This window comes from Kitasatospora sp. NPDC001119, assembly GCF_053598475.1.
This window is the reverse complement of record NZ_JBSFKI010000017.1, coordinates 89,480-102,764: the sequence shown is the minus strand read 5'-3', so window position 1 is coordinate 102,764 and position 13,285 is coordinate 89,480. Positions and strand designations below refer to the sequence as shown.

At 72.8% G+C, this 13,285-nt stretch carries 11 protein-coding genes; 5 read left to right on the top strand and 6 right to left on the bottom strand.

Annotated features, from left to right (window positions below; translation table 11 throughout):
* Nucleotides 1–143: 143 nt before the first annotated feature.
* Nucleotides 144–3,461: an ALF repeat-containing protein gene (locus tag ACWDD9_RS22040; protein ID WP_449812431.1), complete on the bottom strand. Its 3,318-nt coding sequence runs from the start codon at nucleotides 3,459–3,461 to the stop codon at nucleotides 144–146.
* A 749-nt stretch (nucleotides 3,462–4,210) separates the two neighbouring features.
* On the opposite strand from ACWDD9_RS22040, the gene ACWDD9_RS22035 reads away from it, so the two are divergent.
* The 4 genes from ACWDD9_RS22035 (at nucleotide 4,211) to ACWDD9_RS22020 (ending at nucleotide 7,073) form a co-directional block, all read left to right on the top strand.
* Nucleotides 4,211–4,579 (top strand): hypothetical protein, encoded by a 369-nt coding sequence (locus ACWDD9_RS22035; protein ID WP_449812430.1) that lies wholly within the window; start codon nucleotides 4,211–4,213, stop codon nucleotides 4,577–4,579.
* A 294-nt stretch (nucleotides 4,580–4,873) separates the two neighbouring features.
* A complete protein-coding gene (locus tag ACWDD9_RS22030; protein ID WP_074002869.1) occupies nucleotides 4,874–5,371 on the top strand; it encodes a beta-class carbonic anhydrase in 498 nt (165 codons plus the stop codon).
* 109 nt (nucleotides 5,372–5,480) lie between these two features.
* The gene (gene thpR / locus ACWDD9_RS22025) at nucleotides 5,481–6,074 is read left to right on the top strand and encodes an RNA 2',3'-cyclic phosphodiesterase (protein WP_449812429.1); all 594 of its coding nucleotides are present in this window, start codon (nucleotides 5,481–5,483) and stop codon (nucleotides 6,072–6,074) included.
* Nucleotides 6,075–6,350: 276 nt separating this feature from the next.
* Complete coding sequence (locus tag ACWDD9_RS22020; protein WP_449812428.1) at nucleotides 6,351–7,073, top strand: phospholipid scramblase-related protein; 723 nt, start codon at nucleotides 6,351–6,353, stop codon at nucleotides 7,071–7,073.
* Between the two features lie 150 nt (nucleotides 7,074–7,223).
* Here ACWDD9_RS22020 and ACWDD9_RS22015 read toward each other — a convergent pair whose 3' ends face one another.
* The 4 genes from ACWDD9_RS22015 to ACWDD9_RS22000 form a co-directional block, all read right to left on the bottom strand.
* Nucleotides 7,224–7,547, bottom strand: a complete 324-nt coding sequence (locus ACWDD9_RS22015) for a hypothetical protein (RefSeq protein WP_074002867.1) — start codon at nucleotides 7,545–7,547, stop codon at nucleotides 7,224–7,226.
* A gap of 142 nt (nucleotides 7,548–7,689) precedes the next feature.
* Nucleotides 7,690–9,021, bottom strand: a complete 1,332-nt coding sequence (locus ACWDD9_RS22010) for a M64 family metallopeptidase (protein WP_449812427.1) — start codon at nucleotides 9,019–9,021, stop codon at nucleotides 7,690–7,692.
* Nucleotides 9,022–9,305: 284 nt separating this feature from the next.
* Nucleotides 9,306–10,559 carry an MFS transporter gene (locus ACWDD9_RS22005; protein WP_449812426.1) on the bottom strand — a complete coding sequence of 418 codons (1,254 nt, stop codon included), beginning with the start codon at nucleotides 10,557–10,559 and terminating at the stop codon, nucleotides 9,306–9,308.
* Between the two features lie 43 nt (nucleotides 10,560–10,602).
* Nucleotides 10,603–11,343 carry a class II aldolase/adducin family protein gene (locus ACWDD9_RS22000; protein WP_449812425.1) on the bottom strand — a complete coding sequence of 247 codons (741 nt, stop codon included), beginning with the start codon at nucleotides 11,341–11,343 and terminating at the stop codon, nucleotides 10,603–10,605.
* Between the two features lie 191 nt (nucleotides 11,344–11,534).
* Here ACWDD9_RS22000 and ACWDD9_RS21995 point away from each other — a divergent pair, with 191 nt between their 5' ends.
* Complete coding sequence (locus ACWDD9_RS21995; protein ID WP_449812424.1) at nucleotides 11,535–12,452, top strand: LysR family transcriptional regulator; 918 nt, start codon at nucleotides 11,535–11,537, stop codon at nucleotides 12,450–12,452.
* Nucleotides 12,453–12,667: 215 nt separating this feature from the next.
* On the opposite strand, the gene ACWDD9_RS21990 is transcribed toward ACWDD9_RS21995, so the two are convergent.
* Nucleotides 12,668–13,144, bottom strand: a complete 477-nt coding sequence (locus ACWDD9_RS21990; RefSeq protein ID WP_049654339.1) for a hypothetical protein — start codon at nucleotides 13,142–13,144, stop codon at nucleotides 12,668–12,670.
* Nucleotides 13,145–13,285: the final 141 nt, after the last annotated feature.

Here is a 13,285-nt window from a genome sequence, read left to right as displayed (position 1 = left end):
AAACGACACCAAGCCCCAACGGATACACCGCACACCCCCCTCGTTCCGGCTGTGGAGCCCGCGTCGGACGCGGGCTCCACAGCCACCGTTCTGTCACGGCCATTCGAACACGGCCGATCACTCACTGCCTAGCGATCACCTGATCAGTCGTCGCTCGAGAACCAGCTGACGACGGACGAGACGGCACTGTGTCCGGCCTTCACCAGCCTCTCGCCGACCTTCTCGGTCACCTTCACGCCGAACTTGGCCGCTTCCGCCGCGCCCTTCTCGATCGCGCCGACCACTCGGCCACCGATCAGGGAGAGGCCGACGGATGCCACCGAGCCGATGAACTTGTCGCTGCTGAAGCCGTAGCCGATCCCGGTGTACAGGGCCGAAGCCACACCCGTCACCAGCGAGAACGTGCCGACGGCGGCCGCGAAGGGCTGGCCACCCGGAATGAGCATCAGGCCGGCCGCGACGAACCCGCTCCAGGTGCTGACACTGCCCAGGAAGTCTCCGTAGTCCTTGAACAGCTGCTTGTCGTCCTTCGGCGGAGAGCCCGGAGCGGGCTTCTCGGGAGCCGGAGCCGGAGTGGTCACCTTGTCGTTGGCCGGCGTGTTCACCGGGTCGACGTGGTTGGCCTCGTTGGCCTTCGCCTGGGCCGCCGCGGCGGCGGCAGCGGCGGCCTGCTCCTGCGCCCGCTTCTGCGCGGCGATGGCGTGGGCGTCGCTCGCGGCCTGCGACGCCGTGGCGGCGTCCTTGCCCGCCGCGCTCGCGCTGGCCGCGGCCTGCGCCGCCGAGGCCCTCGCGCTCGCCGCCGAGTTCACGGCCTGGTTCGCGGAGGTGGTCGCCTGGGTGGCCGAGTAGTTGGCCTGCCGGTTGGCCGTCTGCGCGGTCGCCGCCGCACTCTTGGCCTTCTGCGCCGAAGCGGCGGCGGCTGCCGCGGAGGCGTCGGCGGCGGCGGACTTGGCCTTGGCGTCGTCCGCGTACCCCTTCGCCTGCTGGGCCGACTGCCCTGCCAGGCTCGCCCAGTGAGCGGCCTCATCCGACGCGTGGCGCGCGTCCGCGGCGATCTGGTACGCCCGCTGGGCGCTCTCGCTCGCGGTGGCCGCGTCCTTCGCGGCGTTGGCGATCATGCTCAGCACGGACGACACGTGCGCGTCGGTGTCCGCGTCCTTCTGCGCCGCCGTGAACTGGGTCTTGCGGACGAACTCGTGCTGCATCCAGGCCGGTCCGGCCAGGGCGACCGCGCCCGCGGCCTTCACGTTGGGCCCGCCGCCGTCCGTGGCGACCACCACGGCCACCCGGTCGTCCTCGGCCAGGGCCTTGGCGTAGCCGTTGGACAGGAAGGCGGCCAGGACCGACACCCGGCCGTCGGCCAGTGCGGCGCCGCCGTCCCGCTGGACGGCCTTGCCGCCGTCCGAGACCAGGGAGACGGTCCGCACCCGCAGGTCCTCGGCCTGGGCCTGGAGCGCCCCACCGCTGAGGAACTTCTCGACCGCGGTCGGGTCGGTGCTCTCCAGCGTCTTCTGCGCCTCGGTCGCCAGCTTGGCGTTCGCGATGCTCGTGACGGCCAGGATCTTCTCCCGGTCGTCGAGCTGCAGGCTGCGCTGGTAGTCCGACTTGGCCCAGGAGACCACGGCCTCGTCGGTGCCGGAGAGCGCGGCCTGCGCCGACGCCCGGGTCCAGGAGCCGGTGGACTTCAGCAGGTTGACCGCGGCCTTGCGGCCGGCCTGGGCGGCCGTCGCCGTGGCGGTTCCGGTCGCCGCGGCCTGCTTGACCAGGTCCTTCGTCGCGGCGTCCTGCGAGGCGGCCTCGGTCTGCTGCTGGTTGAAGTCCGCCTGGGTGGCCTGATCGTCCTTCAGCAGCAGGTCGGCCTGGGTGACACCGAGCTGCTTGTCCGACTCCAGCTGCACGGCCTCGGCGTCACGGGCCAGCTTCTCGAGCGTCTGGGCCTTCGCCACCGCCGAGGCCGCGGTCTCGGCGGCGACAGCGGCGGCGTCCGCGTGCTGCCCCGCGATCTTCGCCCAGTCCTGGGCTTGGCCCGCGGCGGCTGCCGCGGCGTCGGCTGCCGCGGCGGCCTTCTCCGCGTGGTCGGCGGTCCGGTTGGCCAGATCCTTGGCCTCGCCCGCCGCGGCGGCGGCCGCGGTGGCGAGGTTCTGGGCACGGGTCGCGGCCGTGCTGGCCGCGTTGGCCGCGTTGCGGGCGGTGGTGGCCGCGTTGCGGGCGCGGGCCGCCTGCTCGGTGGCCTGGCCAGCGGAACCGGCCGCCTGGGCGCTGGCCTCGGCGGCAGCGGCGGCGTTGTTGGCGGCGCGGGCCGCGGCGGAGCCGGCCTGGCCCGCCCGGGCACTCGCGTCGGCGGCGGACGAGGCGGCCGACGCCGCGTCCCGCGCACCGGCGGCGGCGTTGCGCGCCAGCACAGCGGCGTCGCTCGCCGCCTTGGCCTGGGACCGGTCGCCCGCGGCGGCGGCAGCGGCGTTGTACGCGCGGCTGGCGGCCTGGCCGGCGGCGGCGGCGGCCGAAGCGGCCGAACGCGCCGCCGTGGCAGCCGTCTTGGCCGCCGCCACCGCCGTGTTGGAGGCGTCGATCGCGGTCTTCGCGGCCTCCGCCGCACCCTGGGCGGCCTCGGCGGCCCGGTTGGCCGCGGCGCCCGTCTTCTCGGCGTCGTCCTTGGTCTTGGCAGCCTCGTCCGCGGCCGTCAGCGCGGCCTGCTTGGCCGTCTCGGCGGCCTTCTCGGCCCGGGCGCCCGCCTCCTGGGCGGCGGCCGTCTCCTCCAGGGCGCGCTTGGTGGCGTCCTTCGCGGTCTGGGCGAGCTGCTTGACGTCGAGCGTCTCCTGGTCCCTCGCCTGGGCGAGGAGCTGGCCGTTCTCCAGGAACTCGCGGATGTCGGCGGGTGTGCCGCTGAGCGCCCGGCCGGCCTGCTTGGTGAACTCCGGGCCGGTGTAGACGTCCATCAGGCGCAGGACGGCGACCCGGTCGTCCTCCTCCTGCGCCTTGAACCGGCCGGTGGTCAGGAAGGCGTCCATGGCCTCGGCGGTGCCGTCGCCGAGCGCCTTGGTCCCGGCCGTGCGGACGGCGACGTCGGCGCCGTCGACGATGGTGACGATCGCCGCCCGGCGGTCGTCCATCATCGGGTTCTGCCAGCCGCTGGTGACGAACGCGTGGAGGTCGGCGTCCGACCCGCTCAGCGCCTTCGACGCGGCGTCGCGCACGCCCTTGCCGGTGTTGCTCAGCATCTTGATGACGGCGAAGCGCTCGTCCGACGCCTGAGCACGGCTCAGCGTGCTGGTCAAGAACGTGGTGATGTCGGCGTCCGAGCCGACCAGTGCCCGTGCGGCCGCGTCCTTCACCGCTGTGCCGCCGCCCTGCCAGGCTTCGACCACCTGTGCGCGGTAGTTGGCCGGCAGCGGCTCCGGGGCCGTGTCGGACGGAAGTGCTTGGGCGACCGTCGTCCCCATGACGGTCGCGGCCAGCATCATGGCCGTGGCGGACAGGATCCTGGCGCGTGAGCGCCGTGCCGACCCTGCCCTCATTGGCGAGTTCGCCATTTCCCCCTCTTCTTCCCCAATCTCCTGGCCCGTCAGGGCCAGTGTTCACCAGGACAGTTGTCCTGATGCCGCAGGAATCCTAATGCCGGAGAAGGCGGATCGACGGGGCGGAATGATTTTGTCTGGATCGCATGCCAACTGGCTGAATCCCCGTCGGTTTCGGCCACCGATCGCATAGTCCTGCAATGGATTCACCCAAACGGCGGCAAAGGACCGGTTCATCACCCTCGTCCGGTTCACGTACATCCCCCCTGCGCCCCGAATGTCAGAGTGACTGACCGTCAGTATGGCGGCCAGTCACTGAAAGTGATGGCAGGATAGGGATTTGCCAAACCAGGAAAAATACAGGAAGGGCACAGGAAGAACACAGGAAGAGTGCCGCTCCGGGGGCGCGAGCATCCGATCCACCGGGGAGCAGCGAACACCACCGTGGTGTTCGCCGAAGCTCGCGAGGTTGCTGAAGGTTTCCGGGGTCGAGTCGATCGGTGCGCCGGCCGCTGTTCCGGAGAAAGGGCGACGGCCGGGCGCGGTGGCGCATCAACTAGCGCATGTCGGTGGGTATTTCGGCGGGGTGTCGTCCTGCTGGGCGGGCGGGAATCCGTCATCACGCACCTGTGTTTCCGTGATCACGTGGTCATCCGAGGGTGCTGTGTTGATCCTTGGGTTCGCCACCGTTTTCCGTGAGGGAAGCGGTTCGCCGGCGTGCGATCGACGCCTTCCAGGCCGCCACCGCACTGGCCTGCTTCCTCCACGTTCCCGATCTCGCCGCGCGCTTCTCGAAGGAGGACCGCGGCGGCGGGTGGCGGCTCCTCGAGAACCCGGCGTCGACCGGCGCGGTCCGAGAGGGCGGCATGTGGCGTGAGGGAACGTGTGGGATCGCCGCAGCTCGGCTGTCCACGGAGGCGGTCACCCGGCGGAGTGGAGAATGGGCGAATCCTGGGCGGGGCCGCTCCGGCGGGCAGTACGGTGCCCGCATGACCGTGCTCGTCCGCCGTCGTCACATCGACTTCGGCCGCATCCACTCCACAGGCTGTCTGGTCATCGTCTGATCGCCCGTTCCAGCCGCCCGGCCGTGCCGTTCCGTTGCGCCCTTCCGTTGCGCTCCGTTCCGAACGGCACCGCCGTGGCGGCCGTCGCTCCCCGCCGCCACGAGGGTCGGCCGTCGCCCCGGTCGACGGACCCTCCGAGCGGCGCTCCGGACGCATCCGGCGGGACGCGCTCACCCGCTGCTCCGTGCCGCCCGCTCCGTGCTGCCCGCAGCACGCACCCGCGGGCGGGACGGGGCGCTCCCACGCGTCCCGGCCGACCACGATCCGACCGCACCGAGAGGACAGCCGTCCACCATGACCGACACCGCCACCGACCACTACCTGCGCAACAACGCCGACTACGCCGCGGCCTTCGACGGGCCGCTCCCGCTCCCGCCGGCCCGCCGCACGGCCGTCCTGGCCTGCATGGACGCCCGGCTCAACGTGTACGGCGCGCTCGGCCTCGCCGAAGGCGACTCGCACGTGATCCGCAACGCCGGCGGGGTGGCCACCGACGACGCCATCCGCTCGCTGGCGATCAGCCAGCGGCTGCTCGGGACCCGGGAGATCATCCTCATCCACCACACCGACTGCGGCATGCTCACCTTCGGCGACGACGCCTTCCGCGAGTCGATCCGGGAGGAGACCGGCGTCAAGCCCCCGTGGGCCGCCGAGGCCTTCGCCGACCTGGAGACGGACGTGCGCCAGTCGGCCGCCCGGATCCGCACCAGTCCCTTCGTCCCGCACACGGACGCCGTGCGCGGCTTCGTCCTCGACGTCGCGACCGGCCTCCTCAAGGAGGTCGTGCTCTGACCTGACGGCGTCCCGGTGCGGCGGTCGGACGGGGCCGCCGCACCGGGGCCCGGCCGGCCCGTACGGGAGAGTCGAGGGCGGCGCCGGCCGTCGACTACCCTCCCCCCTCGTGGACGATCACCCCGAACCCCGGACCCTGCGCGTCTTCGTTGCGCTCGCCCCGCCCGACGACGCCAAGGACGAACTGGCCAGGGCCCTGCGACCCGCCTATGCCGGCTACCCGCGGCTGCGGTGGAACCGGATCGAGGACTGGCACATCACCCTGGCCTTCCTCGGCGAACAGTCGTCCGCGGCGGTGCCGCTGCTCCGGTCGGCGCTGGCCGCCGCGGCCCCGTCGCGCCCCGCCCTGCAGCTGGGCCTGCGCGGCGGCGGCTACTTCGACCAGCGGCTGCTGTGGACCGGCGTCGACGGTGACCTGGAAGGACTGCACCGGCTCGCCGCCGACGTCCGGGACCTCGCCAGGTCCTGCGGGATCGACTTCAGGGAGCGGCCGCTGAACCCCCATCTCACCCTGGCCCGCTCCCGCCGCGACGACTCCGTCAGCGTGCCGCTGGCGGCGGCCGGGCTCACGGGATTCGTGGGCCGGCCGTGGCGGACCGAACGCCTCCACCTCGTCGGCAGCAACATCGGTCGCGGCCCCGGGCCGATCCACTACCGCGACATCGAGGCGTGGCGGCTCGGCGTCGCCGCGGCCCCGGCCTGAGGCGCCCGGGGGCGTAGGCCGGGGAGGCGGGTGCCTGTACCGGCTTACGGGTACGTGCCTACGGGTGCGGCTCCGTTCGATGTCGCACGGTTTTTCCGCCGTCCGTGATCGATCGGCGGATGTGACATCGGCCACACGCCTGCCGGCCGTCGGTCGGCCCTCGTTGGCAACACCCGGACCCGCAGGTCGAATTCGCGACTCGGAGCCCCCGGCGCGCCGGGTGGGCGTCCGAAACGATCTCGCTGCTGACGGTGGATTGGCCCTAGCCTGCCGGGCATGTCCCAGAACACGAACATCCCCGGTTTCCCCGGGGGGCCGACCGTTGCGGTCGGCGACTCCGCCAAGGTGCAGCGCCAGGTGCGGCAGCAGGCGGGCGTCGGACCGGTCTACGGTGGCGGCGGCACCCTCTTCTCCGAGCCCGTCCTGGTGGTGAACCAGAAGGCCAAGCTGATCGAGCTGACCAACGAGTACTCGGTCTTCGACCAGCAGGGTGCCACGCTGGGCTCGGTGGTCCAGGTCGGCCAGAGCGGCCTGCGCAAGGTGGTACGGCTGCTCTTCTCCATCGACCAGTACCTGACCCACAAGCTGGAGATCCGCGACGCGCAGGGCACCCCGGTGCTGCTGCTGACCCGTCCGGCGAAGTTCATCAAGTCGCGGGTGATCGTGCAGCGTCCGGACGGCCAGGAGGTCGGCCAGATCGTTCAGCAGAACGCCATCGGGAAGATCAACTTCTCGCTGGAGGTCGGCGGTCAGAAGGTCGGCGCGATCAAGGCCGAGAACTGGCGGGCCTGGAACTTCTCCATCGTCGACGGGACGGACACCGAGATCGCCCGGATCACCAAGACCTGGGAGGGCCTGGCGAAGACGATGTTCACCACGGCCGACAACTACGTTCTCCAGATCCACCGCCCGCTCCCCGACCCGCTGCTCAGCCTGGTCGTGGCGACCGCGCTGACCGTGGACACCGCGCTGAAGCAGGACGCCCGCGGCCTCGGATAGCCGCGAACCGGGGAAACCGGGGACTGACGGGCAGGCCGCCCGAACGTTGCGGGCGGCCTGCCCGTCCCCGCGTTCCGGGTGGTCCCCGGTGCGTGCACTCCGGGCGGGAGGCACCCGTAGGCGATGCCCGGGGGCGGGCCGCCCCCCGACTCAGACGAAGGCGATGACGAGCAGGACGGCCGCCAGCAGGAGAACGACCGTCAGCGCCGGGGCGCCGGTACGCCCGCCGGCCTCGGAGGTGACGGCGATCAGCGAGACGGCGGGGACCGCCAGCGAGAGGAAGACCGCCAGCCACCTGACGGTACCGATGGGAACCCCGGCGACCATGGCTCCCCAGACGGTCGTGAACATCACCGCGAGCCAGCCCGTCGCGGTCAGCGCCGCCCAGGTCGCACGCGCGGTCCACCGCTCGACCGGGTCGGCCGAGCGGAAGTTGGTACGGGTCATCGTGAAGATCCGGGTCAAGTTCGCCACCTGAGCATCCTTTCGAACAACACGGCCGGGCACCAGCGACGGAAGCACACGGCGACCCGGCGTACGGAGTAAGGGTGACGTCGTGTCGGACCAGGTCGGCGTGGGCCCTCGCCGGCTCGGCCGTGAGGGTCCACGCCCGTGGTCAGCGGGTGACGCTCCAGACCAGGCTGCGGGTCAGCGCCGGGGTCAGCGCCGGGTCGATGACGGCCGAGGTGGGGTCGTTCGCCACGGCCTTGAGCTCGTGGGACGCGGGCTTGGAGCCGGTGGGGCCGAGGTCGGAGACGGCGATCGACTTGTGGTCGCGCAGGGCCGTCACCTCCTTGCCGTCGAGGTACCAGCGCAGCTTGGTGCCGGAGACCGGGAGGTCGACGGTGAGGTGGTCGGTCGCGGTCAGGCGGGTGGTGACCGGCGTGCTGCTGGAGAGGGTGGAGGCGTGCCGGTAGAAGCCGGCGATCATCGCCTCGCGGCCGGGAAGGTTGAACTCCCGCCCGAGGGAGCGCATCACGGAGTTGTCGGTCGGCCGGTTGAGGCCGGTCGGGTAGTTGCTGCCGCCCTGGTACGCGCCGACGGCGCCGCCGTCGGGCGAGGTCTTCCCGAGCCAGCGGTACCACTTGGCCTTGTCCTGGCGCATCCGGTCGGCGCTCAGGGTGGTGATGTTGGGCTGCGGGGGCTCCGCGCCCTGGTAGGGCCCCGCCCCGTCGGCCCAGTACTCGTCCGCGAGCTTGCCCAGCGAGTGGCCGGTCTCGTGCACGGCTATCTGACCGGACGCGCTGTTGCCGCCCGCGACGGTGGCGATGCCCTCGTACCCGAGCGGCGACTGGGTGCTGCCGTAGCCGGCGCCGCCGTACTTGGCGGTGTTGGCGACGACGATCACGAGGTCGGCCTGCGGGGCCTTGGCGGCGTAGGTGTCGACGGCCTTGATGTCCACGCACAGCAGCCGCTCGATGGAGTTGCACCAGAAGCGCGAGCCGAGGGCGGTCTTGCGGACGGTGTCCTGCTTCGGGTCGCCGGAGACGCCCGACTGGGCGGAGACGGCGCCCACGGCCCACACGTTGAACAGCTTGCGGTAGGTGGCGTAGGGCTCGACGGCGCTGATGTCCTTCCACTTCGCCGCGGCGTCCTTGCGGAACTTGTCCTGCTCCGAGGCCGTGTAGCCGTCGCCGATCATGACCACGTCCAGCTTGCTGTCCGTGCTCCCGTTGTTGACGATCTTCGTCACGGTGCCGTCCGCCGCGGCGCCGGCCGCGTTCATGACCGGCGCGCCGACGAAGGGGGAGGCGGCAGGGACCTTGGTCCGGCTGATGGCACCGTCCTCGGCGAAGACCTCCACGTCCTGGTCCCCCGGGGAGACGGTGACGGAGGCCGGGTCGACCGGGTCGGACGGAGCGGCGACCGCCGGGCCGACGCCGACGGCGAGAGCCGCCAGTGTCATGGCGCCGGCCAGGGTGACCGAGGTGAACCTGCTGGTGCGCAAGAGGGTTTCTCCGAAATCTATGGGCGGCGAAAAGTGGTGGAGCGCGGGGGAGTGCGGCCCCGTGCCGTGCTGCCGCCGCACTCCGCCAACACGGCTGCACGGAGCCGGAACTGACAAGGTGACACTGTCGGGTGGTCACCTCATCGGTGGATACGGCCGGCTGCCCACGAACGGTTCACGCGGGCTGTCGCCGTCTCGCCGGTGAGCGAGCTCCTGGCGGCTGCGGGACCGTCTCATCGCCTGCCGGCGTGTTCCGGTGGCCGGCCGGCCCGGTCTCCGGGGAGTCACCGGCGGGCGGGTGCCCGCTGGGTCAGGAGGACGGCGGCGGCCAGGGCGGCGACCGCGGCGGCGAAGACGGTGGTGGCGGTGCGCAGTCCGACGGCGCCGATCAGCGCGCCGACGCCTACGGCCGGCAGGGCCAGCATGGTGTACAGGGCGGCGAAGAAGGCCGAGACGGTACGGCTGCGGGTCCCGGGCGGGGTGCGCGCGCCGATGAGCGCGATCCCGTGGCCGACCGCGACGCCGGTCGCCAGGCCGACCGTCAGCGCCGCGCCGAGCAGCGGCAGGAGGGAGGAGGCCGCCACGGCGGCGGCGATCAGCCCGGCCGCGACGATCAGTCCGGCGCACGCCGCGGGCAGGGCGGCGCGCCCCAGTCGTGCGGCCAGGAGCTGGCCCGTGCCGGTACAGGCGAAAGCGAGGGAGACGGTTGCCGCGGTGGCCAGGAGGTCGTGGAGGTGCGCGACTTCGGCCAGGAACAGCCCGGTCACCGCGGTGAGCACGCCGAGGACGGCGAATCCCGCGCCAGCGGCGAGCGCGGCGTGCCGGAACTCCCTGCGGATGGCGGTCGGCACACGGGGCGTGCGGGCGACCGAACCGGTTCCCCGCTCCCTCGGCGTCACGGTCTCCGGGGCCACGGCGAGTGCGGCCAGGGCTGCCGTCAGCAGGGCCGCGGCGGCGACCCAGACGGCTCGCAGCGGCCAGCCGGTGGTGTCGGCGAGCACGGCCGCGAGCAGCGGGCCGCAGGCCAGGCCACCCATGTTCGCGGCGAGTGCCAGCCGCCCGGCACGGAACCGGCCGTCGGCGGGCGCCAGTTCGGCCAGGTGGGCGGTGGCGGTCCCGGTGATGAGCGCGGCGGCCAGCCCGGACAGCACCCGTCCGACCAGGAGGGCGGCCAGGTTCTCGGCGAGGAGGAACACGACGGCGGCCGCCAGGGCGGTGAGCAGCGCCGCGGCGGCGACGGGACGGCGGCCGTACCGGTCGGAGAGCCCGCCGAGCGCCAGCAGCCCCGCGACCACGGCCAGCGCGTAGACCGCGAAGGCCACGGTCACGGCCAGCGGTGAGAAACCGAAGGCGCGCTCGTACAGCGGGTAGAGCGGGGTGGGCACCGTCGTTCCGGCCGTGACGGCCCAGAAGGCGCCGGCGACCGCCCAGGTGCCGGTCCGCCGTCTGCCGCCTGGGGCGCCCGCCCCGGGAGTGGCGGCGGTCCCGGCGGCGGGCGCGGTCGGTGGGGCGGGTATCGGGGAGGCGTGGGTGTTCACGTGCGGGGTTCCTTCCGCGTGGGCGTTCCGGGAACGGGAAGGGTCAGTGGGCCTGGAGGAGTGCGGCTCGGCGCAGCCAGTACCGCCAGCCGGCGTCGATCTGGCTGTCGGGCCAGGCCACCGCGTCCTTCTCCAGGCATTCCTGATGGCCGGTCCAGTGCCGGAGCTCGCCCGCGGCGCGGGCGGTGAGCTGGGTCCGGCAGGCCCGTTCGAGCAGGATCGCGTACATGACGGCATGGGCGGTGTCCCGACCGACCGCCGCCAGGCCGTGTCCGGGCATCAGGCAGGCGCGGGCGCCGCCGAGGTCGGCCGCGAGCGCGCGGCCCAGCCCGGGGGTGCGGACGAGGTTGTCGGTGGCGGTGTACCGGGGCAGGCCGTGCTCGGCGAAGACGACGGCGTCGTGGCTGAGCGCACGGAGCGGTTCACCGAGCGCGCTGAAGGCGTTGACCGTCGGGGAGTGGGTGTGGACGCTGGCGCGCACGTCGGGACGGGCCCGCATGAGTTCGGTGTGGAGGTGGTGTTCGAGGTGGACGCGTCCGGTTCCCGCCAACCGTTCGCCGGTCCACGAGACGAGCAGGACGCGTTCGGGAGTGATCTCCTCCAGGCCCCAGCCGGCCGACTTCATCCACACGCCGCGCCCGTCCGGGTCGCGGACCGCCAGGTGTCCCCACACCATGTCACCGTGCCCGGCGGCGGCCAGCGCCCGGCTGCCGAGCGCGACCAGCTCGACCGGGTCGATCGGGTCGATCGGGTCGATTGGGTCGTCCATCGTGTCGTCCGTCATGGGTGGTGCTCCTTGATGTCGTGTCCGGGCCCGTTCTCGGGCTGCTGTGGCCGCCGTCTTCCCTCGTGTGCCGGGGGTTTCGGGCCATGCGTCCAGGGCGTCCGGGACCGCATCCTGCGGCGGTGCTCACGACCCTAGGAGCGGTCGCGGATTGCGACCAGTGAAAAGAATGCAAGTGCTATTTTCACTTGGTGAAAGTCACGTCCCTCGACCTCAACCTCCTCGTCATCCTCGACGCCGTACTGGAGGAGGGCAGCGTCACCGGGGCGGCCCGCCGGCTGGACCTGTCGGCACCGGCCGTCAGCAGGGCCCTGGGCCGGCTGCGGACCGCTTTCGGCGATCCCCTGCTGGTGCGCTCCAGCCGCGGACTGAAGCCGACCGCGCACGCGCTGGCGCTGCGTCCGCGGGTACGAGCCCTGGTCGAGGACGCCCGGAACCTGCTGGGGCCCGCGGAGGAGGACGCGCCGGCCGCCTGGTGCCGCAGCTTCACCGTTCTGGCGCCCGAGGACCTGATCGGGTGCTTCGGTACGGACCTGCTGGCCCTCGTGCGCGCCGAAGCCCCCGGCGTCCAGCTGTGCTTCCTCGGCGAAGGGCGGGCGGCCGACGAAGGCGCGGCGGTGCGCGAGGGCACCGCGGATGTCGCGATCGCGGTCAACGCCTCCAAGGAGGCCGACCTCCGCTCGGAAGGGCTGGTCCGCGAGCCGCTGCTCGGCGTGGTCCGCGCCGGTCACCCGCTGAGCAGCGGCGAGGTCACGGCGGCCGGCTTCGCGGCGTGGGAGCACGTCGTGGTCTCCCGTCACGGCCGCCTGCGCACCGCGGTCGACAGGCTGCTGGAGGCCGAGGGCGTGCGGCGTAGCGTCGCGGCCTCCGTGCCCGGCTTCGCCACGGCGCTGCGCCTGGTAGCCGCCGGCGACCTGGTCGGGATCGTGCCGGCAGCTCTGGCCGGCCGTCTGGCCGACCCGCTCGAACTGGTCACCTTCCCGGTGCCGTTGGACGTGAAGCCGCTGCGCGTCAGCATGCTGTGGCACCCTCGCCACGACAACGACCCGGCCCACCGCTGGCTGCGTGCCCGCGTCCGCGAAGCGGCCGGCCGGCGGACCGCCCCGTGACGCGCGCCGCCCCGCCCGTCCGCACGGGGCGCGGACGGGCGGGGCGGTCAAGTGCCGTGGCGTGGTCAGGCCTTGGAGCCTCGGCAGCCTGTCGGCGACGGTGAGGCCGAGGGTACGTTCCTCGGCACGGTCCGGCGCCGTGACGGGTCCTCGGTCCCCGTCACGGCGCCGTGTCCTGATCCGGAAAGATCCCGGGGAAAGGCCCGGGGGCGGCGTCAGTAGATGAGGACGTCCCAGTGGCTGCCCTCGTTGCAGTACAGGTTGCCCGACGCGGCCTGCCACTGCGGGTAGCCGTCGCCCCGGAGGCCGATGTAGGTGAAGCTGTTCTGGATGTAGCCGTCGATGCAGGAGCTGCGGGCGATGTCGACCTTGTAGCCGTTGTAGTGGCTGTAGGTGCCGGAGGCGTGGCCGACCTCGGTGCCGCCCGTGATGTTGATGGCGCAGCCGCTGGCCTGCTTGAGGGTGATGACGGCGCTGACCGTGCCCGAGTTGATCTGGTCGAACGAGGTGCAGGTGGAGTTGGACCTGGTGGTGCAGCCCCCGCTGGAACTCCACGTGATGCCGGCGCCGCTGAACTGGCCGGCGGCCGCGGACTGCGACAGCTTGGTGCCGCTGGCGCCGGCCGTGGGCGCCGAGAGGGCGAGGCCGGCCAGGGCCAGGGCGACGACGGTGGCTGCGGTGCGTGGCTTCATCTGCATCTCCCGGTGAGGATGGTGTGCATCCGACTCGACCCCCGCCCTCCTGCCGCGCCTCGCTGGGAGGGCGGGAGGTCCGGCGCCGGGCCGACGGAAACGGCCCGGACGTAGGGGGCGTACGCAGTGCTGTGACGCGAC